The organism is Spirulina major PCC 6313 (genome assembly GCF_001890765.1).
Lineage (GTDB): Bacteria > Cyanobacteriota > Cyanobacteriia > Cyanobacteriales > Spirulinaceae > Spirulina > Spirulina major.
The window spans coordinates 2,121,829-2,145,704 of record NZ_KV878783.1 but is presented as its reverse complement, the minus strand read 5'-3'; the positions used below and the strand labels follow the sequence as shown (position 1 = coordinate 2,145,704).

The window sequence follows — 23,876 nt, the reverse complement described above, 5'->3', positions numbered from 1 at the left end:
CCTTGACCAATTGCATGATTAATCGTTGATTTTGACATATTTTCCTCGCAACCCCACGGGGGGTAGGGCTGAGGATGGGGGAAAATGGGGCGGAGCTTGGCTTAGGTTTGGCGCAGTTCTTGGGCGGTGGTGCTGGTGGCGGTGTTGTTGGCATAGCGGCGATAGTCTTCGACATATTGGGCGGGGTCGTTTTGCCAGGTTTGGATCGTGGGGTTTTGTTGGAGGGTGTGGAACCAACGTTGGAGGCGCGGACAGTCGTCGGGGAGGGGAAATTGACGATGGGCAGCGATCGCAGACCACCGCTCCAACCAGGGATAAACGGAAATGTCCACTAAGCTCAAGGTGTCGCCGAGGATGTAGGGCTGATCCGGTTGGAGGGCTTCGGTTTCGAGGAAGCGGCAATGGTGGTGCAGTTCTTCGCGCCACTGGTCTTGGTGGGCGGGGTTTTGGGCGAGGAGGAGTTTATAAAACGCGGTCGTTAACTTGGTGTTCACGAAGTCGATCCAAATCCGAGCGATCGCCCGTTCTCCCGGTAAGGTGGGCAGCAGGGGCGGATTGGGAAATACTTCATCAATATATTCATTAATAATTGCGGATTCCCAAATGCGATCGCTCCCCACTACCAACACCGGCACTTTTCCATAGGGTGAAATTTCGTGGAAATTGTCCGGTTTATTGTCGAGATCAATTTCGACTCGTTCAAACTCTACCCCCTTAGCTGTCAAGGTCAGGCGCGTGCGGTGGGCGTAGGGGCAACGATTGGAACTATACAGGGTTACAGAGGGCATCGTAGGTTTACGGATGGAGTCTTTGCCTCTAGGGTACAGGATGGAGCCAGTACCAATCGATGCAAAAATCCCCCGTCTCCTGGCATGAGGAGACGGGGGAACCAGCGTGAACCAACTTGAAAATGGCCTTAATGCACTGTGGCGCGTTGGGCTTCCGCGTCAATGGATTTGAGGAAATAGAGACGCAGGATATTCCCAGCGATGCGGGCCTGGAGGGGCAATTTTTGCAGGGCTTTGAGCCAAGCCGGGCGATCGCTGTTCGCAATCCGCGTTAACTCCAAATTCGCATCGGAACAGTCTTCCATGAGGCGGAAAAAGTCCGGGTGGCTCGTATCCAACACCGCCGGAAACGCCCGCAGCGAGGTTTCATTGGTGTTGCGAATCACATCCCGGTTATAGGTTTTCGCATCAAGGCCAATCATTTCATAAAAGTCCGATCGCTCAAACACTGTCAAGGTATGAGTAACGAACACAATTAACAGGAAAAAGCGGGCCCAGAGGCGAGATGTCCAGGTTTTCCAGAGTTTAGGCTGCGATCGCAACAACACCTTAAAGAAATCCCCATGGCGGTTCTCATCTTGACACCACTGCTCAAAATAGCGAAACAAGGGATAAATTTGATATTCCGGCTGCTTTTCCAAATGGCGGAACGTCAAAATATAGCGCCAATACCCGATTTTTTCCGACAGGTACACCGTATAGATCACCCATTCCGGCGGGAAAAACGTATAGGAACGTTTTTTCGTCAAATGGCGCAGATCCAACGACACCCCAAAATCCGCCATCGCCTTATTTAAAAAGCCCGCATGCCGTGCCTCATCCCGCGCCAACAAACCAAAGGCTTCTGCTAACTTCGGGCTGTCGGTTTTGAGGCGGCGCGACAGTTCTTTAAACAGCAAAAACCCGGAAAATTCCGACGTACAAGACCGTTCGAGAAAATCAATAAACACCGATCGCACATGTTCCGGCAGATGATCCCAGGCCTGATTAAACTCATCATCGCGGACAAAGTGATGGCGATTGTAATCGGCTCTCAATTCATCGATCGCCGCTTCAATTTCGTCAGCTTGGGAGGCGAGGCTCATTTTTGCGATCGCCTCAAAATCCGTCGTATAAAAGCGTGGTGTCAAAAGAGTTTCCTTCACCGGAGCCTTCACACCGGGGCGAATCTCATCGATTTGGGGAGTCGGCAGCGCAGTAACCATAGGGTGCAATCAGCAAGAAAGGTCATTCAAGTTTCCCCATCCTTGCCTAAGCTCCCCAAGCCGACAAGAGGGTTTCCGGCTCTGCCCCTAAGTTTCCAGAGGGAAACGATTGCGATGCCCTCAGGGGTTGAGGGGGATTCTACAAATTATTAAGTTTTCCGGGCAAAGGGCGACAGTCCCTCCTCGAATCTGGATTAATCAAAAGAAACACAAGGTAATCCGCATGGTAAACCCAGACCGTTGCGCCGCCCCCGTGACCCAATGCCCGATTCAATATGTGGTAGATCTCTTAGGCAATAAGTGGTCAATCCTGATCCTGCGGGAATTGTTTGGGGGCGATCGCCGCACCCACGAACTCCTCAAAGCCCTCCCCGGCATCAGCACCAAAACCCTCAGCGCCCGCCTCCGCACCCTCACCACCCACGGCCTCGCCGAACGCCGCGTCTACGCCGAAGTCCCCCCCCGCGTCGAATACGCCCTCACCCCCAAAGGCGAATCCCTCCGCCCCGTCCTCGCCGCCCTCCACACCGTCGGCTCCCAATGGCTCGCCCAAGACCCCTGCGCCTGTCCCCTCACCGGAGTGGAATCCCGTCCAACCCATACCCCCCTTCTATAAAATGTCGAGAATTGGAGCGGAGTCGATTCCGATCGCTGTTAGTTAGGGCGATTTTTTTGTGTGGGGCTTCAACCTTGAATTTATGGTGCGATCTCATGCTGACTGAGTTGATCAAAGGCCAGTATTTTCTCAGAGAGGCTGTCTACCGTTTCATGTTGGAACTGTTCCTCTCGGTGCTGAAGATAATCGCCGCCATCCGACCACCAACGACTCATCAAAACGATCATCTGTGACGGTTGCATCGTTTGACTCAACTGGTGCATTGCTTCTTGAATAATGGCTTGTTCATTGGGTAAAGCGATCTTCATTCGGATACCTCTGTCAGTTCTAAAACTAATGTAACGGGATTCATGGCTCGCAGTGGGCCAGAGTAACGTCGCAGTAAGCGATCGTCACAGGTCAGAAAAACCTCACATTGGGCTGCTTCTGCGGTAGCGACATGCAGCGCATCAATGGTTTTGAGTCCGGTTTGTTCTAGGGCTTTTGCTCTTTGGATAATGGTATTTTGGAGCGGTTGCGATGTTGTGGCAAGTGCTAAACATTGATGAACCCACTTTTGACGAACAGGGCTAGTATTTCGACTATTTTCATAGGCCAAGACTGAGGAACTCATTAGCTCTATATTTCCCATTTCAATCAATTTTAAAATAGTCCGAAGTGCTTGAGTTTCAAGAATAATTCGAGGTTGAGTTTGGTCATCAAACGGGCGATTAAAGACGTTGGTGTCGAGATAGATTTTCATGGACTTGAGCGTTTGCCATAACAATGGTCATGGGCTTAAGCATTCACCATTTTTTGGACTGTCCCTAGCAATGATCATACCCAACGGTGCGATGGATGACTGGCGCGATCATACTGAAGCACCTATAGCAATAGCCACCGATCGCCCTCTAATTCGGCTGGAATTTGGGTGGGATTGAACCAGCGGAGGCCGAGACTGAAGCGATCGCACCTCATCCCGACCCGTACCCCGCTGCGGTGTAACGTCCCCCAATGCACCAAGACCCCGTCCCCTGGCTCTAATTGCACAAGCTCCGGGGGGGTGGGGGCGAAGTGGGCGGCTAAGTCTGCGTCATTGAGGGCGTGATAGTGGAAAAGCTGCGTTTGGGGGATGGGGTAGAGTTCGAGGCTGGGGGCATCAATGCCGCAGGGGGTGAGGGGGAGCCACAGCGTCACCATGGGCGTGGGGGGTGGGGTGCAGTAGGGCGGTTGATCGGGTGTGGGGGGAAACGTCACACCGTAGGCCCCTTCTTGATGCCAGCGGTTGGGGTGGTGGAGGGGATGGGCGCGATGGGGGGCGTATTGGTGGCGGAGGGTGGCGCGGGTTAGGGTGCAGTGGGTGAGACCGCCGATCGCGTCCAACAATGCCAGCCCATCCGGGGTAGCGGTGAGACAAGCCCGGAGCGTAGCGGCGAAGGAGGCGAGGCCGAAGTCTTCGAGGGCGATGGGGTTGAGGGCGGTGGAATAGGGGTCAAACCGATAGGACGGGGGGAGCACAACGTGAGCCGCGCCGTGGGTTGCGATCGCACCATTCACCGCCTCAAAACAGGCCGCCGTTGCGGTGGCGATCGCCGCCAACGCCGCCCCGCTGAATTGACCCCGCACCACCGCAAACCCCCACTGGTGATAGTTCTGCACCGCTGCGTCCATGCCGTCCTCCTGCCCTCAGATCGCCCATTAGCTCCGATGATCTCCGCTGCACCGTTTTGAGGCTGCACAAAAAAAGCCCCTACACCGTAGGGACTCAATCAACATAACGCACAGAAACAACAGGGAGCCAGAGCACCATCTAGATATCAAAATCAATCGGTAAACCCTGGGGAGTGGGGCGACGATTGGCGGGAGTGGTGGGGGTCGGTGCAGAGGAGCGGAGATTTAACTGTTCACCGGTGCCGCGATCGGAGGGGGCGAGGAAGGGGCGGAGGTTAATGCCGCCGAAGTTGGAGCGGGAGGGTGCGGGATTCGCTGCACCGCCACCGGGTAAATCCACGCCAAAAATATCACCTACTTGACGGAGATCGCCGAGAATATTGCCGGGACGGTTGCGGTCTTGGAGGGTGGGCACGCCTTGGGTTTGTTGGCCGCTGTTGGCGAGGGTGAGGTTATTGAAGACGCTGTCGCGGGTGGCGATCGGGTCTTGACCGGGGGGAACGGTTAAGACGATGCGACAGGTGGGATCATCCTCGGTGGTCACACAGATGGTGTCATAGCCGTTTTCCATGCCGGTGCTGAGTTCCACGAGGCCATCGGGGCGGTATTCTTCGAGGCGGCGGCTAATCTCTGCGCAACGCCGTTCTGCGGTCCAACCGCCGCCTAAGCTGCGGGGGGCTGCCCAGGCGTACTGTTGATTGGGTTGTTCGACGGGGCTGTAGGCAACGGTGGGGGTTGCCTCCATGGATTGACAAGAAAAGCGGGGATTGTCTACGGGTTCAACAACGACATCGGCTTCTTCTGCCGCTGGCTCGTTGGGGGATTGGGCCGAGACTGAGAGCACATGACCGAACACCATCGTATTGAGGAGGGAAAAGCCAAGGGCGGTGAGAGAAAGGCGAGATAAACGCATAGTCATTTTTTTAAGGAGCGACCGATAACAACAGGGATTGAGTGACGGCAGAATTAACCCGATATCTTCTATAGATTGCGGACGTGGTTGAGGGGGATTAAGTTCCAAGGGGGTGCGATCGCACGGAACCAACGCGCCCATGCTCACACCCAAAAAATCGAGTCCCTGCCATGATGACAGAGACTCGATTTTTCTGGGGTTCAGGGGTGAAAGAGTGCGATCGCACTCCTCTCTCCCTCTCAAGGATTGAAGCTAAGGATTGAAGCGATTAAGCATCGAACCATTCTAAAGTGGCTTCTTCCCGCGTATTGGTGTGGCGGGATGGCGTTTGGCGTTCAAATTCCATGTGAATCGCACGGGTTTGTTCACCATCGGCAGCCACAGCCATGATCGGGTAGTCCAGTTGGCCATCTTGGAAGGACATCTGAAACCGGAATGTACCGTCTTCATTGAGTTTGATCGGACGGCCGCCAATCGTAACGGTGGCATCGGGTTCCGTTGCACCGTAGACGATCAATTCCGCGTCAGCCACGAGCCAGAATTTGCGGGGTCGAATCGGGGGAGCAGAGGCGGAGAAGCCAACGCCGGACATATTGTAACCAGACATGGTTAAGCCACTGAGGCCCGCCCCGGACATCGTTAAACCTGCGCCGGACATCATACCCATGCCGGAACCCGAAGCGGTTAAGCCTGCACCGGACATCATGCCCATACCAGACATTAAGCCTGCCCCAGACATGCCATAACCGGACATCGTTAAGCCTGCCCCGGACATCATGCCCATGCCGGAACCTGAAGCGGTTAAGCCTGCACCGGACATCCCGTAACCGGACATCCCATAGCCGGACATCATGCCCATGCCGGAACCCGAAGCGGTTAAGCCTGCACCGGACATTAAACCCATGCCGGACATCATGCCCATGCCGGAACCCGAAGCGGTTAAGCCTGCACCGGACATCATGCCCATACCAGACATCCCATAGCCCGACATCGTCAATCCTGCACCGGAAGCGGTTAAGCCCATGCCGGACATCGTTAAGCCTGCCCCGGACATCATGCCCATGCCAGAGACGAGAGTTTCGCCCATGCCATAACCGGACATCATGCCCATGCCAGACATCATCCCCATACCGGATACGAGGGTTTCACCCATGCCGAAGCCGGACATGCCATAACCGGACATCGTCAATCCTGCGCCGGAAGCGGTTAAGCCCATACCGGACATGGTTAAGCCTGCCCCGGACATCATGCCCATACCAGAGACGAGGGTTTCACCCATGCCATAGCCGGACATTATCCCCGCGCCGGACATCATGCCCATACCAGAAACGAGAGTTTCACCCATGCCATAACCAGACATCATTCCTGCACCGGATATGCCTGCACCGGACATGGTTAAACCTGCACCGGATATGCCTGCACCGGACATGGTTAAACCTGCACCGGATATGCCTGCACCGGACATGGTTAAACCTGCACCGGACATGCCTGCACCGGACATGGTTAAACCTGCACCGGACATGCCTGCACCGGACATGGTTAAACCTGCACCGGACATGCCTGCACCGGACATGCCTGCACCAGAGGCCCATTGACCGATTCCAGAGGGGAAGATGTAGGAACTGAGGCTTTCTTCGGCGCGGAACATGGAACCGGCTTGGCGTTTGGTGGCGGCGACTTCTTCAAGTTCGCGCATCCGGCGGCGAATTTCGTCTTCAATGCTTTCGCCGCCCATCTGCTCGAAGTGATGGATGGATTTTCCGGCGAGTTCTTGTTCCCATTCCACGGTCATGAAGCGGTCTTCGATCCAGTCGGAGGGGTAGACGGGGGGGACGCGCACGATGCCGGAACGGGCGAGGCTGAGCCAACGGCCATCCATGCAGCGGTAGCCGATTTCGACCATGTAGTCGCGATCGCTGATCGGAATTGGTAAATACCACTCACGGGCGAGTTCGTCGCAGGGGTATTCTTGGGTGTTTTGGGGGTTTTGGTCGTCGAGGTTAATGTTGGTAACATCGTAAATGCGGAGGGCAAGCTGTTGACCCCCTTGACGACGCAGGCTTTCTTTCTGGTCGCTGGGAATATCCCAGTAGGCGTAACACCATTGGGGATCACGAGGCATTAAAACGATACAACTCTCACCGTAGCCGCTGGGTAATTCGGGTAAGTCTGCATCCACAGAAGCTAAATCCGGGAGGGCTTCGTCGTATTGACCCACTTCAAACTTTGATGCTTCCACTGCTGTTTTTTCCTCGGTTGGTTGACTCGCTAAGTTAACGGAAGATGAAAGGGGGGGAGCTAGGCGTTCAATTTCAATCGCTTGGATAGCAGCGAGAAGTTGCGATTTCCGCATTCTGCTGTATCGGGAAATGTTGTAGTCACTGGCAACTTTACGCAGTTGCCGCAAGGTAAGTTCTTCTAAGGATTGGCGTTGTTCGGCCATCGGTACGTTTTGTTTGTTATCAGGGTTGCTATCAAAAAAAGCATTTGGATGAACAGAAGGTATCGCATCTTGAGACAGCGAGTGCGATCGCTTGCCTATATCTAAGAAGCCTAATCCTCTAGGGTCAAGGGGCGGATGGCATGAATTCATTCCCAGCACACGAGAGGATGGGCATGGCGGGGATCATTGCGTCAATAAACCGTAACAATTGATCCCAGGTCTGGATTGGGGGGTGCGATCGCGCCACAATTCCCTAACCTTCTTGGGGAGGATCGCTAGACTGTATAGATGTAGATCGTGATGGCTGCGGCCAATATTTTTACACTATGGGTTTATTTGGTTTTGGTAAAAAATTAACCTTGCCGGCCCCCGGCGAAGCCTTACCGGGACGCTCCCAAGCGATGCCGGTTCCGAAACAACACTTTGTCAACGGTCATCCCCTCAAAGCTCCGTTTCCGGAGGGGATGGAACTGGCGATGTTTGGGCTGGGGTGTTTTTGGGGAGCCGAACGAAAGTTTTGGCAGTTAGAGGGCGTGTATTCCACGGCGGTGGGCTACGGGGCGGGTTTGACCCCTAATCCGACCTATCAGGAAGTTTGTACGGGGCAAACGGGGCATAACGAGGTGGTGCTGGTGGTCTACGATCCCCAGGTGATTCCCTACGAAATGTTGCTTAAGGTGTTTTGGGAAAGCCACAATCCCACCCAAGGCATGCGCCAAGGGAACGATACGGGCACGCAGTACCGGTCGGGGATCTACACCTATTCCGAGGCTCAAAAGCAGGCAGCGATCGCCGCCAAGCAAGCCTATCAAGCGGTAATCCAAGCCGCGAACTATGGTGAAATCACCACGGAAATCCTAGCTGCGCCGGAATTCTACTACGCCGAAGACTATCACCAGCAATACCTCGCGAAGAATCCCAACGGCTACTGTGGTCTGGGGGGCACGGGCGTAGAATGCCCCATTGGTTTGCTGCAAACTCAAGAATAGGGTCACACCCTCTGCATCGGTGGGTTACGGCGGATTGCTCAATGGCAGTGATATCGGAAGTTTAAGCCGCCTAACCCACCCTCCTGAATTGACCCCTCACCCTCACCCTCAACCCCTCTCCCCCTAGGATGAGGGGTTTTTGCTTATCGTTCGATCCAGTGGGGTTCGGGGATGGGGTGTTTGAGGTGAAGGGGGAGGTGGAGAGGTTGGAGGTCGGTGTGGGAAAGGAGGGCGGGATCGATGTGGTTGAGGGTGGCGACGAGGGCCTGTTGAACGCGGGGATGGTTTTCTTGAGTCAGGGAGAGGAGGAAATATTCGCGCAGATGGGCGCGTTGGCTGCGGCTGTAGCTGGGGTAGGCTTGGCTCAGTTTACGGACGGCGAAGAGGCGTTTGATCGGGTTGGGGTGACTGAGGGCCCAGACGAGGCGATCGTAGCGGTGGTTGAGGTGGTGGCGGTGTTGGTGGAGAAACTGGGTGATTAGCAGGCCGAGAATAGCCACGATCCCAACGCTTTGGAGAATTTCGCTGGTGGCGAGCCAATGGTTTTCGGTGGTGAGCCAGAGGGTGCTGGCGAGATAGGTGGCGATCGCAATGCCGCCGCCGCTGGCCACCGCAATCACCAGGGGCTGTTGCGGGCCATCTAGCACCCGCTGCACCGTGGCCCAATATTGCCGCCATTGGCCCGTTTGCAGCCAATAGACCGAGAGCATCGCCCCAACTCCGGCACTGGTGGAGAGGACGAGTTGCCAATTCCATAAACAGAGGGCGATCGCGCCCCCCGTGCCGATCCCCCATTGGCCCAAGCGTCGAGCTTGGGGATCACGCCAAAGACGCACCCCCTGAGCAAGCAGGGTTAAGGTGAAGCGTTGCCAAGCCGGTGAGCGAGAAGAACGAAGCGAAGCCACAGATTTTAGTCCGCAGAGTTGAATAAACAGAGGGCCATCAGCCCATAGCCCAGTGTACCACCCTGCTTTAAGGGTTTTCGGGTGGGGTGGGATTCGGGGGGGTGGCTTGGGGCTTGGCGCGGCGGCCCTGGAGTGACACGACTTCGGCAACGGTGCTTTCGCGGGCGACGCGGATCAGGAGGCCCGCGATCGCTAAACTCGCAATCACCGAACTGCCCCCATAGCTAAAGAACGGCAACGGTAGCCCCGTCGTCGGCAGCATCCCCGTAGCCACCGCAATATTAACCAACGCCTGCCCCACCAGAAAAATCATCGCCCCCATCGCAATCAGTTGATGCACCGCGTAGCGAGACTTCAGCGCCACCCACACCGCCAGCGTCGCATAGCAGCCCAAAAGGAGCAGCAGCAAGATCCCGCCCACGAGGCCAAATTCTTCGGCGAAAACCGCAAAGATAAAGTCTGTGTATTGAATGGGCAAGTAGAATAATTTTTGTTGCGACAGGCCATACCCTGATCCCCACAGGCCCCCCGACCCCACCGCCAAAAGACTTTGAATCAGTTGATAGCCGTCCTGCATTGGGTCAGCCCAGGGATTGAGGAACGAGATCACCCGACGGCGTTGGTAGTCTTGGATGCCGATACTGAAGAGTCCCAAGACTAAACCAGAACCAGCGGTTCCCCAGAGGGCAAGCCAGGGCAGACCCGCAGCCAACGCCATCAGCCAAAGACTCATGCCACAGAGGGCGGCGGTGCTGAGGTTGGGCTGGAGGAGAATCGCCCCTAGCATGATGGCAAAAATGCTCAACCAAATGCCCCGCAAAATCCACGGCAATTTTGGCCAGCGACCGAAGATCGAGGCACTTTGCAAGATAAGGACGGGTTTGATCAGTTCTGAGGGTTGGAGGGGAATGAAGAAGACCGTGAGCCAGCGGGTGGCTCCGTTGACGGTGGTGCCGATGCCGGGAATGAGGGTGATGACAATGAGAAGGACAAAAAAGGGCATCAGCCAGCGGGCCAGATTGAGGAGGCGGCGGATGGGCGATCGCACCACCACACTAAACCCCACCATCCCCAAGGCAATCCAGACCAGTTGACGCTTGAAGTAGTACAGTCCATCGCCATATTCGGCATCGGCCACCGGGAAGGAGGCGGAAAACAGCACCATCAACCCCAAAAATAACCAGAGAAACGTTAACCACCGCAGCAACCGCGCTTCCATCGACCAATGGGCCACATCCCCATCCAGAAAGGGGATCAAGTAGCGAAAGGCTTGGGTCCACGATCGCGGTTTGGATTGAGTGGGTGAATTTAAGGTCATCGGGTTGGGTGGGGGTAGGGAATCGCGCCCCTAGGCGATGGGCGACGCTTCAGGATCAGAATCAATGACTGGGGATCAGGATTTATTGTATGGGGCGGGGGATTCATTGTTGTTGATCCCAGGCGATGAGGGCGGCTTGGTGGACGGTGTGCCAGGGGATGCCGTGGGTTTGGGCGTGGGCGGCGCAGTCGTCGTATTCCGGCTGAACGTTGAGGATGCGATCGCCTTGGGAGGCAATTTTCAGGGTGATATCGCCGTAGGGGGTGGTGACGGTGTGGAAGCGGCGGGCGAGGATGCGGCGGCGTTGGGGCGATCGCCGAATCCCCAGGGTGGGCGTTTCTTGGAAGAGCACCCCTTCACAGGCCGCCACAGCCGCCGGGGGACAGATGACGGTGATCAACGTGCCGAGGCGGGATTTTTTCATTTGGATGCCGTGGGTGAACACATCGAGGGCCCCAGCGGTAAAGAGTTGAGTTTGGGCATAGGCGATCGCTTGGGGCGAGGCATCGTCAATCTGGGTTTCGAGGACGATCACCGTTTCGAGGTCGTCAACGTTGGGATCAGCGGCCAATGTCTCAGCGGCAGTGGTGGGTGTGCCAATCCACACGCGCACCATATTTGGCAGTGGTAAGGCCTTCGTCCCCGCACCCCAGCCGGTTTTCTGGATCTGCATGGGCGGTACAGTGCCAAAATTCTGGGCTAAGGTGACCATCAACGCCGCTCCCGTGGGGGTGACGAGTTCGCCTGTAAGATCATTGCTGTAGATCGGGACGCGGCGGGTTTCCCACAGTTTCAGGACGGCGGGGACGGGCACAGGGAGGCGACCGTGGGCGGCCATGACTGTGCCGCTGCCCGTGGGGAGGGCGGAACAATAGACCTGACTAACTCCAAGCCAATCAAGGCCAATGCAAGTGCCGACAATATCCACGATCGCATCCATTGCCCCCACTTCATGGAAATGAACCGTTTCCGGGGGGATGCCATGAACCGCGCCTTCGGCGATCGCCAACTGTTCAAAGACTTGGATCGCCCAGTCGCGGGCTTGGCGGGGCAGTTTTGCACCCTGGATGAGGGCGGTGATTTCGGGGAGATGGCGATGGGGGGGATGGTCGGAGTTCTGAATGTCCACCTGGACTTTCGTGCCCTGTTGGCCGTGGTGGGTGATCGGGTGCGATCGCAGCGTATATTCCCCCGCCATGCCCAGCCCATGCAGTTGATCAATCAAGTACTCTAGGGGAACGCCAAGATCCACCAATGCTCCCAAACACATATCGCCCGCAATCCCCGTCGGACAGTCAAAATAGGCGATTTTGGTCATTGTTCACCCTACCTCCATAAGCCATAGATTCAGCTTAACGCGCTGGGGTAGCGGGTCTAGGGCTGATTGTTGAATTTTTCACGTTCTACGTTATGGCGATTCTGTATTCAATCCATCCGGATAATCCGCAAACTGACCGAATAGAGACTATAGTTCGAGCGTTGCGGGGAGGGGCTGTAATGTTGTACCCCACCGACACCGTGTATGCGATCGGGTGTGACCTCAATGCCCCCGCCGCCGTGAAGCGAGTGCGACAGCTAAAACGGATGGCCAACGACAAACCCTTAACCTTCCTCTGTTCATCCCTATCCAATATTGCTGAATATGCCCTTGTTGCTGACCAAGCCTATCGACTCATGCGCTGCTTAATTCCGGGGCCCTATACCTTTCTCTTGCCGGCGACGAAGCTCGTACCTCGCGTGGTGATGAATCCCAAACGGAAAACCACCGGGATTCGTGTCCCGAATCAACCCGTCTGTCAGTCGATTTTGGCCGCTTTGGGCAATCCAGTGATCTCCACTTCGGCCTATGTACCAACGGATGAGGACGGGACATGGCCCACCTTGGGTATTGAACGGATGCGGTTGTTTGATGCCTTGGATACGGTGGTGGACATCATCATCGATACGGGGGTTGAACTGGGGTTTAAGAGTTCAACGATTCTCGATCTCACCACCGATACTCCGCGCATGGTGCGGGCCGGGTTGGGGGTGGAGGCCCTTGAAGATTGGATGATTGACCGTGACTAGGGTTAGCGATCGCCCCCCTACAAAACAACCCGTCAGGATTTCGGACGCTTGGGGTTTAATAACCCAATTTTTCAAGTGTCTCATCAAACCGGGAGTGATGCTCCGGCCGCTTCACCACAGTCAGAATGCCTTAAACCCGCTCTGGCTCCTTTGTTGTGGGGGTCGAGGCTGGGGAACTGCGATCGCTCATCGGCTCGCGTTCATTGACAGGTTTGAGGTTGTGACACAAGCACAGATCCAGGAGCCATGGCATCACCATACAGTCAAAGTGTAGAGCAGGGCGGAAGTCCAAACCCCCTGCCTCACCACTCAATACCGTTACTACTGTGTTAGGGGCATTACCATGAACGTTGAAACTGTAAACTCTTCTTACTCGACTTCTCAAGCTTCGCCAGCGATTGTTGACTATCCGGATAAAGACGGCCCGTCTTCCTTTTCCTTAGAGCGGATTTTAATTGATGACATTCGCCGCCAAGTGGGGTCGGTGTCCCGGTCAGCCAAAGCGGTGGTGGCACGGATTACAACGGAAGTGGAGCGCGTCTGTAGCAAGAGCGATCGCATCCAAAAATCCGGCGACATCACCTCCCATCTCCTCTATCTCGGTCAGCACCGCCTCAAAAAATGCCTCGCCTACCATCGCCTCGGCTCCAAACAAGGGCGCGTCGAACTCCACAGCAATCTGAGCGTGATGGTGTATCGACATATCGCCCCGACCCAGGCGCAACTGGGCTTCTCCGGTCGCTATGTGTTGATTGAAGACTTCTTACAAGATTTCTATGTGGAATCCTTGAAAGCCTTCCGCCGCGAAAATGATGTGCCCGAAGACTACCAACCCCGCACCCCGATGCAGTTGGCGGAATACATGGCCTTCACGGAACAATACGCCAAGCGTCGGATCACGCTCCCCAACGGCTATTCCCAACAGTTGATCATCCTGCGGGCCCAAACCTTCGCCCGTCGTCAACCGAAAGAAACAGCGGTAGACATTGAGCAGGCGGTGGAATTTCCCAAAGGTGCAGATGCAGAAGCCCATCATCGCTCGGCCACGGTGCAACAGGTGCGCAGCCAAATGGTGACGGAAACGCCGGATCTGTGGGAAACGGTGAAGCGCGATCGCGTCGTCCATGCCCTCTTCAACTACCTCAAAAGCCAAGGTCACGAAGACTGCGCCGACTACCTCGCCCTCAAACTCCAAGACCTCCCCGCCTCGGAAATTGACGAAATCCTCGGCCTCACCCCCCGCCAGCGGGACTATCTCCAACAACGGTTTAAATACCATGTGGAAAAATTCGCCCGCACCAGCCACTGGGAATTAGTCCACCAATGGCTCGATGCGGGGGTGAGCCAACGCCTCGGCATGACCCATCCCCAATGGGATGCATTTCAAGCGCAGTTATCGGACAGCCAATTGCAACTCCTGGAGTTGAAGCAGCAACAGGTGAGTGATGCGGACATCATGGCGATCACAGGCATGACCGCGAAGAAAGTGCAAAAGGGTTGGACGGATCTGTTGACGCTGGCGGCAGAATTCCGGAATGGCAATGTGTAGGCGGCGGCGCAGAGGGTGCGATCGCTCCCCCCGATGGGCCCACGCTATCCCCCCCCGGAGTCAACTCCCTGATCCCAAACTCGAAAAGCCACCCCCTTAAACCCCCTGACGCTCTCGTCAGGGGGTTTTTGCTTGGGCAAGAGGCTTGACCCCCTTCCCTGTAGGAGGGTTGAGCGGAGTCGAAACCCGGTCGCTCTGACTTCGACTCTACTCAGCCATCGCTATGTTTTAGTATGCAGGTCGGCTTGAGGCTCAAAGCTTCGCCCTGACCGTGAATTCGTAATCACCGCCGGGTTCGAGTTGGTAATCGCTTCGTTCTAAAAAACGGCTCAAGGGTTCAAGAATTAACGCTCGCCCTAGGGATGGTTGGACTTGTAGCTGGCCCTGACGAAATTGCCATTGAAATTCCCAGGCATAATCCGAGGCTCGCACCTCACCGGCAATGCGACCCTGTGGCCATGATTGATGGGTGATGCGGACATGGGCGGTGGTGTTGGTAACACGACTCATGGATTCGTCAAAATTGGGAGTAAGCATCAGGATGTATTGTGACATTTTCGACGGCGATCGCATCTGTCCAGGCCAAGCATTTTACCCAGGATGCCCCGATGCTACAGTTTCATTTTTTTAAAAATAGGTTCGGGAATGGATCGAATGATCATCATAATTCCCCACCAAAACCAGGGCAAATACACCGTATTTTTGCGCATTTTCAACGCCGTCAAAATATCCTCAGCCACATCATTGGGGTCAGCCACGAGAAATAAACCCGGCAGGCCAAAGGTCATTTTGGTGTCCATAAATCCCGGTTTCACCGTCATCACATGCACCCCCACTTTACTAAGGCGACTCCGTAAACCCTGCAAAAATAACGCCAATGCTCCCTTGGCTGAGCCATAGACATAATTACTTTGGCGACCGCGATCGCCCGCCACGGAACCAATCCCCACAATCCAACCTGAGCCTTGTTTTTCCAGAGCATTGGCTAAAGGAGTCAACACCGAAACCGCCCCGGTATAGTTAGATTGGATAATGGCAAGGGCGCGATTTATATCTGTTTGGGCAGTGGGTTGATTGCCCAGTTCACCCATGCAGATAATCACACCGTCGAGGGGGCTGGCTTGGGCGAGAATGCGATCGCAAATTTCCCCATGGGACTCAAACGCCAACGCCTCAAACTGACTCCAATTCACCGCAACTTGATAGCGAATTTTTAAATCTTGGGCAATCCGTTTGAGTTCCGCTTCATCCCGCGCTACTAAATATAAATCCGTACCTCGCCGCGCCAACTGATGCGCCAACGCCCGCGCCAAACTCGATGTTGCTCCAATAATCACTACTGATTTAGTCATGGCTGAATCTCCAATCGTTCCGACAACGTTGAGCGAAAATGATTATCGGGATCAACCTGTCGCTTAATCGCTAACCAATCCTCATATTGGGGATACATCGCCCGAAAACTCGCCGGACTCACCCGCGCATCTTTCGCCAAATACAACCGCCCCCCACACCGAATCACAATCTGATCCAACTCCTCTAAAAATGTCCACAATCCGATCTTAATCGGAATATCCAACGCCAATGTATAGCCCGGCATGGGAAAGGATAATAACTCCGCTTCCTGTTGTCCCATCCGTTTTAATACCGCTAAAAATGAAGCCCATCCTTTTTGGCTCGAACGCTGTAAAATTTCCGTCAAGCCATCATGACTTGTCTCCATCGGTAGCACACATTGATACTGCACAAAACCCCGTTTACCATACAAGCGATTCCAATCATTAACAAAATCCAGGGGATAAAAGAACGGGTCATAATGGCTAATTGCCCGCTGCTCTTTTTGCAGTTGACGATGATAATACAGTTGGTTAAAACTGCCCATCGTGTAGCGATTCAAAAACACCGACGGTGCATCTAAAGGAATCGTTAACTTCGATTTTTCATGAATGGGCAAGGGATTCGCCTGTTGTTGCGGCGATAAATCAGCCACCGCCGCCGTCTCGCCAAACATTAAAATACTTCGCCCTAAACTACGCCCCGTCGCTAGACAATCAATCCATGCCACCGAATAGGGATAGAGGGGTTCATATTGGGTAAAGAGTGCGATCGCTTCATCTAAATTTTTCGCCTTAATGTTAAAGCTATTAATATAGGACGAAGCGATTTTTTTCAGTTTCAACTCGGCTTCTAAGATAATTCCGGTTAACCCCATGCCGCCCACGGTTGCCCAGAATAGATCAGCATTTTCTGTGCGCGAACAGGTGATCACCTCTCCACTGGCAATCAATAGCTCAAAACATTCCACATGCCGCGCAAATGACCCGGCACAGTGGTGATTTTTACCATGAACATCGAATGCGATCGCGCCCCCCACCGTCACGAATTTCGTCCCCGGTGTCACCGATAAAAACCAACCCCTCGGCACAAACACCGCCAAAATCTCATGGAGTGGCACCCCCGCCTCACACCGCAGCATTCCCGTTGCGGCATCAAACGCCACCATCCGATTGAGACGTTCCATCAACACCGTTTGCCCCGACCCATTCAACGGCGCATCCCCATAACTCCGCCCCAACCCTCGCGCCAACTGCGATGAAGGTTGAGCCACGATGGAATCAAGGGCAGACATTTTTTCAGGACGTTGTACGTGACTTTCCACCACCGGATAGCGTCCCCATCCCGTCAACGTTTGCTGAACCGTACCACTCTTTTGGACTTCAACCATTGTTCACCCGACTGAATACTACACATACAAAAAATAGCCAAAAGTGATCACCCACGCCCCAATAATACCTTGTAAAAAATGATCATGCAGGAGAATTTTGGTGGGTGAGGCACTTTGTGTAAAAACAAGAGTTTGTTGGAGATATCGTAAAATTCCCAATACCACAAAGATTGTTGTGATATAAAGACTAGAATGCCCAATTCGTTGAATAACTTCATCGGATACCGTGTACATAATGTACGTTACAACTGTCACAGATGCCGTCAACATCATCGCCACATTAATGAAGTCAATATTATAGCCTTCAATAGATGTTCTCGTACTTTTTCCTTGTAAATAAATCAAATATTCATCACGCCGCTTCGCCAACCCTAAGAACATCGCTAATAAGAAGGTCAGCATAATTAGCCAGTGCGAAATAAAAACCTGCGTTGTTACACCCCCTAAAAATACCCGTAATAAAAATCCAATCGCAATAATTGTAATATCAAGAATCGCAATGTGTTTAAGCTTAAAGCTATAGAACAAATTCATCACAAAATAGCCCAAAACAATCCAAATTGCTGGCCAAGGCAGCGTTATGCTTAAAGCGACAGCAAGAACCAGTAAAAGCAATACAAGCCCCTTTGCCTGTGGCTTGGTAATTGCACCTGAAGCTAAGGGACGTTGACACTTTGTGGGGTGGAGGCGATCGCGCTCAATATCCACATAGTCATTAATTACATAAATACAACTCGCCATCAAGGAAAATGCTAGGAATGCGATCGCCATCTGTCCCCATACGGCACTTTGATTTAACCGCGATGCAAAAAATACCGGCGCAAAAACAAACCCATTTTTAACCCACTGATGGACACGAATCAGTTTTAAAACCGAATAAATCATAAAAACTTAAAGCAATGATTGATATGCCTTGAGTGTTTCCTGGGCTGTATATCGCCATGAAAACCGAGTCGCTTGCTGCTGACCACGTTGAATTAAGTCACGACGGAAGGTGCGATCGTGAATCACCTTAAAAATGCCCTCAGCTAATGCTAGCGGATCATCCGGATACACCATTACCGCCGCATCCCCAGCCACTTCAGGTAATGATGACGTATTCGACGTGACGACGGGAGCCCCAAACATCATCGCTTCCAAAACAGGTAAACCAAATCCTTCATAATGGGACGGATACACCACCGCATCCGCATGATGATAATACTGCGCCACCACCTGATCAGCAACATAATCAAGATGGTGAATTTCTTCACAGTAGGGCGATCGCGCCAATGCCTCAAAAATAGGTTCATAAAGCCAACCCTTGCGCCCAATGAGCACTAATTGATGGGGGATTTTATGATGTTCTTTTAAGTAATTAAAGGCTCGGATCAAGCTTAAAACATTCTTGCGCGGCTCAATCGTACTCACAAAAAGAAGATAGGGCGTGGGGTGATTGAAAGGCGATCGCATCGCCTGATTTTCTTGTGTTAGGCGCTGAACATCGTTGAACGTATAGCGACTCGCCAACGGCGTCACCCAGACCCGTTCCGGTTCAACTCCTAAATACTGCACAATATCTCGCTTAGAACTCTCCGAAATCGTAATCACTAAATCCGTCCATTGCAGGCATTTACGCACCCTCCGCTCGTACTGCTGCACCACCTGATTTACATACTGAGGATATCGCGCAAAGGTAACATCATAAATTGTCAAAACCTGGCGGCTCCGCTTCAACGGAAACACCGTGTAATTCGTGCCATGAAAAATATCTGGGTAGCCCAACCTTGGTTCTAAAAATTTCGCGAAAAACTGTGGCCAATAGTCCAGCAGCAGATTAGACAGACGGACAGGGCAGGGGAAAGGGTGGATGCGATCGTTAAACGCCCGCAACACCCCCGGCAACTCCCGCCTCCCCCGCAGCCAATTCTTCAACCCCGGCTGATACACCCCCCAAACCCCACAATCCAACCCCCACAACTCCCGCACCAAATGATACACATACAACCCCACCCCACTCGGCCGCCCATCCACTGGTGTCAAATCAATCAGAATACTATCTATCACAAATTTTGTGGCTCAATAGGTTCAATTTTCAGCTTTCGAGTCGGATAAGCTAATACATCAAATACTGGACAAGTGATTACTACTTCCGGCTCTCCATTCAGCTCAATCAAAGATTTTCTATTCAAATTAAACCCCGGATCATAATTTTGTAGGGTAATAATTAGTGCAAAATCATATGTGTCTCTGTACCATCCGTCACTTGTAATCCATGTCATTGGCTTATGATTATAATCATACTGTGCCATTGTAATGTCATGTTTGCTCAAAATATAGGCCCATTTTGCATGCCAATAGCCTGAAATTCCCTCTTTTAAGTTGTATTTTTCAACTGCTTGATCTAAGCACTGAATCTCACTTGGATAATATTCTGTATATATTTCTCCAGCCAATGTTTTGTCCAAAATGCTACTAGCTAAAGTTGATTTTGATGTCATTACAACTATCAATAAAACTACAAACATAGTATGCGAGTATTTCCTAACTTTATTTGACAAAGAAAATATTTTATTTGTGATTAAAAAGTACTTAATTAAAGGAAAAAGCGAAATAAGCGGAATAATGAATATATTAATGACATATCTGTCTCCTACATACCAGGATTCATTCATACAGACTACAAAAACAGTGACAAAACTTCCTCCTGTAGAAATCAAAGAAAGCATAGCTATCTTTTTTTTCACTAGATTCAAAGCACTTTTTTGATCCCTGTGTGACTTTGATGTGAAAACCAGATAGTGTATTAAAATACATAAACCAAGAACCAGAGAAATGACAATACATGCAAATGTAAGTATATCTTTATTCAAAAGGTCATCAAAGAACTGTCTTATAATATCTAAGCTTTCATTGAATTTTTGAAATCCGAATACAAGATTTAAGTATTCAGTTTCATGCACAACAAGAATTTCTGTAAAAACAACACTAGAGATAAAAGAAACTAATAGCAGCAATGATATATGATCAAATTCTGATAAATTTTGATTTTGTTTTTTTACTTTTCGTTCAAGATAGTAAAAGACAAGTGTCAAAATAATGCTGCCAATTAAACCGATTAAGAGTTCTTCAGTGGCAATAGCTTTATCTCCCGTTAAACCCGTCCAAATGATAGTGACTGTCAAGGCGATAAGAGAGTTACGAATTAAAATACCTGTCTTAATCTTAATAGATAAATGTCGTAAAATAAGAATTAATTTGTAAAGCCAGTATGTCAAAATTGGGGCACAAAAAATCAATAAAAATAGTTTGTCAGATGCTATAGAAATACCAATCACAGTAGAGTATAAGAAAAAAAACGATATTTTCTTGATTTTCCTTGCCTTTTTATTTTGATTACAAAATAAGTCTAAAAAATAGAAGAGCATTAATATACATAATAAAGAAGATAAAGTTGCTCCATAGTGAAAAGCACTAAAGCCTGCATACTTAAAAACTCCAAAGCTTTGAATCACTAATGGAATTAAAAGAATACTTGAAAAAGCACAAAAAATCAGTGAAAGTGTTGTATCAAAAAAAATCCTAAAAATAAGATATGAAACTAAAAATGTAAAACATAGCTGAAGTATTCCAAAAGTTACGATCGCATTATAGGAATCATCATCATGAAAGACAGATGCAGCAATATAAAGCAACATATCAGGAAAAAAATAAGGTGCTGGTGTTAAAAACCAATCCCAAAATGATCCATTACCATAAAATAAATCTTTATATAGTGATGGAATATAAAGAGAGTCACTATTAAAAAAGTAAAACTGATTGATAACTCTTGTGTAATAAGATAATACAAAAAAAGTGATATTAGCAGCTATCGATATCACTAGTACTAATTTCGTTAAAAGTATATTCATATCTATAAACATTAGAATTTTGAATTCTTGATATTTTTCAAATCTGTCTTACTGTAACATATTTTTCCGATATATATTAGAGACATACTGAGCATCAAAAATAAGTAATTAGGAGGATGACTAGCATAGGTTTCAAGATCATGATAATAAGGTAGTAGTTTTTCAATTTCAAATATGTTTCCAGTGAGACCCTTGACGGGCAGAAAAACTTCTTTGTACAAATTATTAGTTGTATTTTCAATGTTTTGAATATTTGTGTTGTATAAAAAATGATTGTAAGTGAGAGCTACGCGATAAAATGATACTTGAGTTAACATATTTATGGTCATTAAAAAAATTAATATTCGGTTGAGTTTAATTGATTGAAAAGATAAAGCTAAACGCACAGCATAAGCTAGTGGAAAAAGCCATAAACCAATAGAACTCCATGCAAATCTTCCAACAAAAGATAATCCTCCATACAAACTTGGAAGAGTTAGCATTGAATTAGGTAAATTGATTGAAACATAGAGACTCAATACTAGTAACAACCCATTTTTATTATTTTTATAGAACAAAAATAATCCAAAAAAACCAATAATAAGCAATGGATTTTGTAAAAGTGAACCTTGCTTTTGATCATATACCAGCCCTAAAAAAGCTAATCCGATTTCATTAATGGTGAATGTAAAAACTTGCTTTCCATATGGATTTAGGAAATTCTGAAATGCAACTTTATTGTAAAAAGCAATGAGAACAACAGACAATACTGGAATCAAAAAAAGCAATTTATTGGAAATCTCATAAATCCCATCAACCCTTCTTGTGTTCAAAACAACACTGTAGAAGGTCAATATAGAAAATGGGAGTATGAAACTCATTCTGAGCCAAGGCAAAAATGAAATTAAAAGCAATAATATAATCCAGGATTTTACGGATTTTCGTTTTGGCTCACAAAGAATCAGACAATACGTTGCATATGTGATAATTACTCCGGTGATCAAGTCTGGAAATATTTGGTTACTTGCTGCATAAAATGGTAATGAACATGAGAAAGCTAGCGATATCACAGTAGACCATCGCTTTGATTTACTAACCTCGGATACAATTTTATAAGAAATAAATGGAATGGATATACCAAATAAGACAGCCAAAAATATTTTGGTTCCTATTACTCCTGCAATATAATATGGAAAAGCCAACAGAATTGCTATTCCAATACCATGAATACTATAACCAGATGGTGAATAGTAGGCATGTGGTGCTAGACTGCCACCAAAAGATCTTGACACAAGTGTTTCTTGCTGATAATTATTTTGCACTTTTAGATCAAAATCATTAACGATTGAATCTACAGTGATCAGGTAGTGTGGTTCGTCTCCTGTGATGTTGTAAAAATCATTAATGTGCCAAAAAAATAAGAGAAAGAGATAAAGGGTTACTGGCATCAAAAAAATGAGAATCGAAAAGTCAATTTTAAGTATGTTCTTCATGCTAGTCAGAATTTTTGCCACAAAATATTATTTTAAATAGTTGATTTGAGCTTTGTGACCAAGTTAGCCAAATTATTTTTTGCGATATTATCTTCTGACTTTCATCTAGTCTTAGCCAGGCTTGCAATAACTGGCTAAAATCTTGAGGGTGGTTGGCATGGAAGTAATGTATCGATTGACCGGCGATTTCGCGGAAGACGGGGATGTCGCGGGCGATGATGGGGAGGTTGCGGCGGGCGGCTTCGATGAGGGGGAGGCCAAAGCCTTCGCCGTAGGAGGCGGCGAGGAGAGCGGTGCTGGATTCATAGATTTTTTCGAGGTATTCGTCGCTGATGGATTGGAGCCAAAAGAGGTTTTGATGGAGTTTGGGGTGGGTGTTGATTTGGTGGATAAGGGATTCGACGAGCCAGCCTTCTTTGCCGACGATGACGAGGTTGATATCTAGGTTATCTTGCCAGAGTAGGTTGAATGCATCAAGGGCTTGCTGATGGCCTTTGCGGGGTTCTAGGGTGCCGACCATGAGGAAGCTAGGGCGTTGTTTGAGGAGGGTGAGGACGGTGTTGGCGTTGTTGGGGAGTCCGGTGGTGGGGACACTGTTTTCGATGTCGGCTCCGAGGTGGAAGTGGGTGATTTTGGGGAGGGGGTGGGGGAATGAGGATTCGTGTTGTAGCCAGTCGGTCACGTCGTCGGCGACGGCTTTGGAGATACAGATGAGGCCGGTGGCAATTTCGGCGACGGTGACGAGCCAATGGCGGAGGAGGTTATCGGCTCCGGGGGGCCACCATTCGGGGTGGCGGATGAGGAGGATGTCGTAGACGATGAAGTAAATTTTGAGGTTGTGGTGTTTGAGTTGCCACCAGGCGCGGGTGATGGCGGGCATGAAGCGAAAGTTGAGGTCGAGTCCGAGGAAGATGTCGTGAGGGGCGATCGCTATTCTCCGATCATTCACATCAGCCTGCTCAATGCCGAAGGTGTGATGGGTGAAGTGGCGGGCGTAGCGGTAGGTTCGGCCGTCGAAGTAGATGGGTTCAACTTGATAACCGTCGGGTGGGTTTTTGAGGAATTCTAGGGTGATACTCCGAACGACTCGCTGGATGCCGGACTTAACGTCTTCTTGAACTAGCTCGGAGATGTCAACTAGAAGTTGTGGTGTTTGGTGTGAGTGGCTTTGATTCCCTAGGGTTAAAATGATTTGGATTCTCAAGAAATCCAAAAATTGAATAATTTTGAACCCCAGATTAATGAGTTTGATTTTGATTTTTCGCGCAATTGATTTGAGTCGCTTCATTTTTTTTGAGTTTCACAAAATCAAGGCGTGAAAGATGACATAATATGGTTTGCTCTGGTGC

At 50.4% G+C, this 23,876-nt stretch carries 21 protein-coding genes and 2 pseudogenes; 4 read left to right on the top strand and 19 right to left on the bottom strand.

Annotated elements, in window-relative coordinates; genetic code table 11:
• Positions 1–101: 101 nt before the first annotated feature.
• Both SPI6313_RS09310 and acsF read right to left on the bottom strand, forming a co-directional pair.
• On the bottom strand, positions 102–788 hold the full coding sequence (locus tag SPI6313_RS09310; RefSeq protein ID WP_072620744.1) for a glutathione S-transferase family protein: 687 nt from the start codon (positions 786–788) through the stop codon (positions 102–104).
• Positions 789–916: 128 nt separating this feature from the next.
• Positions 917–1,993 carry a magnesium-protoporphyrin IX monomethyl ester (oxidative) cyclase gene (acsF, locus tag SPI6313_RS09305; protein WP_072620743.1) on the bottom strand — a complete coding sequence of 359 codons (1,077 nt, stop codon included), beginning with the start codon at positions 1,991–1,993 and terminating at the stop codon, positions 917–919.
• Positions 1,994–2,216: 223 nt separating this feature from the next.
• On the opposite strand from acsF, the gene SPI6313_RS09300 reads away from it, so the two are divergent.
• Positions 2,217–2,609 (top strand): winged helix-turn-helix transcriptional regulator, encoded by a 393-nt coding sequence (locus tag SPI6313_RS09300; RefSeq protein WP_072620742.1) that lies wholly within the window; start codon positions 2,217–2,219, stop codon positions 2,607–2,609.
• Positions 2,610–2,689: 80 nt separating this feature from the next.
• On the opposite strand, the gene SPI6313_RS09295 is transcribed toward SPI6313_RS09300, so the two are convergent.
• The 6 genes and pseudogenes from SPI6313_RS09295 to SPI6313_RS25075 all read right to left on the bottom strand — a co-directional run.
• Positions 2,690–2,917, bottom strand: a complete 228-nt coding sequence (locus tag SPI6313_RS09295) for a hypothetical protein (protein ID WP_072620741.1) — start codon at positions 2,915–2,917, stop codon at positions 2,690–2,692.
• Positions 2,914–3,351: a type II toxin-antitoxin system VapC family toxin gene (locus tag SPI6313_RS09290; RefSeq protein WP_072620740.1), complete on the bottom strand. Its 438-nt coding sequence runs from the start codon at positions 3,349–3,351 to the stop codon at positions 2,914–2,916. The genes SPI6313_RS09295 and SPI6313_RS09290 overlap by 4 nt, the downstream gene beginning before the upstream one ends.
• A 122-nt stretch (positions 3,352–3,473) precedes the next feature.
• Positions 3,474–4,259, bottom strand: a complete 786-nt coding sequence (locus SPI6313_RS09285) for a phytanoyl-CoA dioxygenase family protein (protein ID WP_072620739.1) — start codon at positions 4,257–4,259, stop codon at positions 3,474–3,476.
• A gap of 139 nt (positions 4,260–4,398) precedes the next feature.
• On the bottom strand, positions 4,399–5,172 hold the full coding sequence (locus tag SPI6313_RS09280; RefSeq protein ID WP_217650557.1) for a COP23 domain-containing protein: 774 nt from the start codon (positions 5,170–5,172) through the stop codon (positions 4,399–4,401).
• Between the two features lie 268 nt (positions 5,173–5,440).
• Positions 5,441–5,791 (bottom strand): annotated as a pseudogene (locus SPI6313_RS25080) (DUF4912 domain-containing protein); the annotation flags it as partial.
• A gap of 1,242 nt (positions 5,792–7,033) precedes the next feature.
• A pseudogene (locus SPI6313_RS25075) lies at positions 7,034–7,615 on the bottom strand (DUF4912 domain-containing protein); the annotation flags it as partial.
• Positions 7,616–7,941: 326 nt separating this feature from the next.
• On the opposite strand from SPI6313_RS25075, the gene msrA reads away from it, so the two are divergent.
• Complete coding sequence (msrA, locus tag SPI6313_RS09270) at positions 7,942–8,604, top strand: peptide-methionine (S)-S-oxide reductase MsrA (protein ID WP_072620736.1); 663 nt, start codon at positions 7,942–7,944, stop codon at positions 8,602–8,604.
• A 143-nt stretch (positions 8,605–8,747) separates the two neighbouring features.
• Here the strand turns inward: msrA and SPI6313_RS09265 are convergent, their stop codons facing one another.
• The 3 genes from SPI6313_RS09265 to larC all read right to left on the bottom strand — a co-directional run bounded on the left by SPI6313_RS09265 (position 8,748) and on the right by larC (position 12,145).
• The gene (locus SPI6313_RS09265) at positions 8,748–9,509 is read right to left on the bottom strand and encodes an ATP synthase subunit I (RefSeq protein WP_139276596.1); all 762 of its coding nucleotides are present in this window, start codon (positions 9,507–9,509) and stop codon (positions 8,748–8,750) included.
• 67 nt (positions 9,510–9,576) lie between these two features.
• A complete protein-coding gene (locus SPI6313_RS09260; RefSeq protein WP_072620734.1) occupies positions 9,577–10,827 on the bottom strand; it encodes an FtsW/RodA/SpoVE family cell cycle protein in 1,251 nt (416 codons plus the stop codon).
• Between the two features lie 103 nt (positions 10,828–10,930).
• Positions 10,931–12,145 carry a nickel pincer cofactor biosynthesis protein LarC gene (gene larC, locus SPI6313_RS09255; RefSeq protein WP_072620733.1) on the bottom strand — a complete coding sequence of 405 codons (1,215 nt, stop codon included), beginning with the start codon at positions 12,143–12,145 and terminating at the stop codon, positions 10,931–10,933.
• Positions 12,146–12,237: 92 nt separating this feature from the next.
• Here larC and SPI6313_RS09250 point away from each other — a divergent pair, with 92 nt between their 5' ends.
• Together SPI6313_RS09250 and SPI6313_RS09245 are read left to right on the top strand one after the other, a co-directional pair.
• Positions 12,238–12,894 (top strand): L-threonylcarbamoyladenylate synthase, encoded by a 657-nt coding sequence (locus SPI6313_RS09250; RefSeq protein WP_072620732.1) that lies wholly within the window; start codon positions 12,238–12,240, stop codon positions 12,892–12,894.
• 343 nt (positions 12,895–13,237) lie between these two features.
• Positions 13,238–14,443, top strand: a complete 1,206-nt coding sequence (locus SPI6313_RS09245; protein WP_072620731.1) for a HetZ-related protein — start codon at positions 13,238–13,240, stop codon at positions 14,441–14,443.
• 252 nt (positions 14,444–14,695) lie between these two features.
• Here the strand turns inward: SPI6313_RS09245 and SPI6313_RS09240 are convergent, their stop codons facing one another.
• The 8 genes from SPI6313_RS09240 to SPI6313_RS09200 all read right to left on the bottom strand — a co-directional run bounded on the left by SPI6313_RS09240 (position 14,696) and on the right by SPI6313_RS09200 (position 23,815).
• A complete protein-coding gene (locus tag SPI6313_RS09240; protein WP_245788678.1) occupies positions 14,696–14,980 on the bottom strand; it encodes a DUF3146 family protein in 285 nt (94 codons plus the stop codon).
• Between the two features lie 74 nt (positions 14,981–15,054).
• Entirely contained in the window at positions 15,055–15,795 is a 741-nt protein-coding gene (locus tag SPI6313_RS09235; protein ID WP_072620729.1) for an SDR family oxidoreductase, read from the bottom strand.
• Entirely contained in the window at positions 15,792–17,165 is a 1,374-nt protein-coding gene (gene dprE1 / locus SPI6313_RS09230; RefSeq protein ID WP_072620728.1) for an FAD-binding oxidoreductase, read from the bottom strand. Before dprE1 ends, SPI6313_RS09235 begins: the two co-directional genes overlap by 4 nt.
• An 18-nt stretch (positions 17,166–17,183) precedes the next feature.
• Complete coding sequence (locus SPI6313_RS09225) at positions 17,184–18,050, bottom strand: UbiA prenyltransferase family protein (protein WP_072620727.1); 867 nt, start codon at positions 18,048–18,050, stop codon at positions 17,184–17,186.
• Positions 18,051–18,056: 6 nt separating this feature from the next.
• On the bottom strand, positions 18,057–19,211 hold the full coding sequence (locus SPI6313_RS09220; protein ID WP_245788677.1) for a glycosyltransferase family 4 protein: 1,155 nt from the start codon (positions 19,209–19,211) through the stop codon (positions 18,057–18,059).
• Positions 19,208–21,067: a hypothetical protein gene (locus SPI6313_RS09215; protein ID WP_072620726.1), complete on the bottom strand. Its 1,860-nt coding sequence runs from the start codon at positions 21,065–21,067 to the stop codon at positions 19,208–19,210. The genes SPI6313_RS09220 and SPI6313_RS09215 overlap by 4 nt, the downstream gene beginning before the upstream one ends.
• The gene (locus SPI6313_RS22860) at positions 21,067–22,548 is read right to left on the bottom strand and encodes a hypothetical protein (RefSeq protein WP_217650556.1); all 1,482 of its coding nucleotides are present in this window, start codon (positions 22,546–22,548) and stop codon (positions 21,067–21,069) included. The genes SPI6313_RS09215 and SPI6313_RS22860 overlap by 1 nt, the downstream gene beginning before the upstream one ends.
• A complete protein-coding gene (locus tag SPI6313_RS09200) occupies positions 22,529–23,815 on the bottom strand; it encodes a glycosyltransferase family 4 protein (RefSeq protein WP_072620723.1) in 1,287 nt (428 codons plus the stop codon). The genes SPI6313_RS22860 and SPI6313_RS09200 overlap by 20 nt, the downstream gene beginning before the upstream one ends.
• Positions 23,816–23,876: the final 61 nt, after the last annotated feature.

Excerpts from the sequence above, each read along its gene's own strand:
- SPI6313_RS09200 (WP_072620723.1), bottom strand. The coding sequence starts at position 23,815 with ATGAAGCGACTCAAATCAATTGCGCGAAAAATCAAAATCAAACTCATT.
- SPI6313_RS09235 (WP_072620729.1), bottom strand. The coding sequence starts at position 15,795 with ATGACTAAATCAGTAGTGATTATTGGAGCAACATCGAGTTTGGCGCGG.
- SPI6313_RS09260 (WP_072620734.1), bottom strand. The coding sequence starts at position 10,827 with ATGACCTTAAATTCACCCACTCAATCCAAACCGCGATCGTGGACCCAA.
- larC (WP_072620733.1), bottom strand. The coding sequence starts at position 12,145 with ATGACCAAAATCGCCTATTTTGACTGTCCGACGGGGATTGCGGGCGAT.
- SPI6313_RS09250 (WP_072620732.1), top strand. The coding sequence starts at position 12,238 with ATGGCGATTCTGTATTCAATCCATCCGGATAATCCGCAAACTGACCGA.
- SPI6313_RS09290 (WP_072620740.1), bottom strand. The coding sequence starts at position 3,351 with ATGAAAATCTATCTCGACACCAACGTCTTTAATCGCCCGTTTGATGAC.
- SPI6313_RS09295 (WP_072620741.1), bottom strand. The coding sequence starts at position 2,917 with ATGAAGATCGCTTTACCCAATGAACAAGCCATTATTCAAGAAGCAATG.
- SPI6313_RS09300 (WP_072620742.1), top strand. The coding sequence starts at position 2,217 with ATGGTAAACCCAGACCGTTGCGCCGCCCCCGTGACCCAATGCCCGATT.
- SPI6313_RS09240 (WP_245788678.1), bottom strand. The coding sequence starts at position 14,980 with ATGCTTACTCCCAATTTTGACGAATCCATGAGTCGTGTTACCAACACC.
- SPI6313_RS09245 (WP_072620731.1), top strand. The coding sequence starts at position 13,238 with ATGAACGTTGAAACTGTAAACTCTTCTTACTCGACTTCTCAAGCTTCG.
- SPI6313_RS09285 (WP_072620739.1), bottom strand. The coding sequence starts at position 4,259 with ATGGACGCAGCGGTGCAGAACTATCACCAGTGGGGGTTTGCGGTGGTG.
- SPI6313_RS09280 (WP_217650557.1), bottom strand. The coding sequence starts at position 5,172 with ATGCGTTTATCTCGCCTTTCTCTCACCGCCCTTGGCTTTTCCCTCCTC.
- msrA (WP_072620736.1), top strand. The coding sequence starts at position 7,942 with ATGGGTTTATTTGGTTTTGGTAAAAAATTAACCTTGCCGGCCCCCGGC.
- acsF (WP_072620743.1), bottom strand. The coding sequence starts at position 1,993 with ATGGTTACTGCGCTGCCGACTCCCCAAATCGATGAGATTCGCCCCGGT.
- SPI6313_RS09310 (WP_072620744.1), bottom strand. The coding sequence starts at position 788 with ATGCCCTCTGTAACCCTGTATAGTTCCAATCGTTGCCCCTACGCCCAC.
- SPI6313_RS09225 (WP_072620727.1), bottom strand. The coding sequence starts at position 18,050 with ATGATTTATTCGGTTTTAAAACTGATTCGTGTCCATCAGTGGGTTAAA.
- dprE1 (WP_072620728.1), bottom strand. The coding sequence starts at position 17,165 with ATGGTTGAAGTCCAAAAGAGTGGTACGGTTCAGCAAACGTTGACGGGA.
- SPI6313_RS09215 (WP_072620726.1), bottom strand. The coding sequence starts at position 21,067 with ATGTTTATAGATATGAATATACTTTTAACGAAATTAGTACTAGTGATA.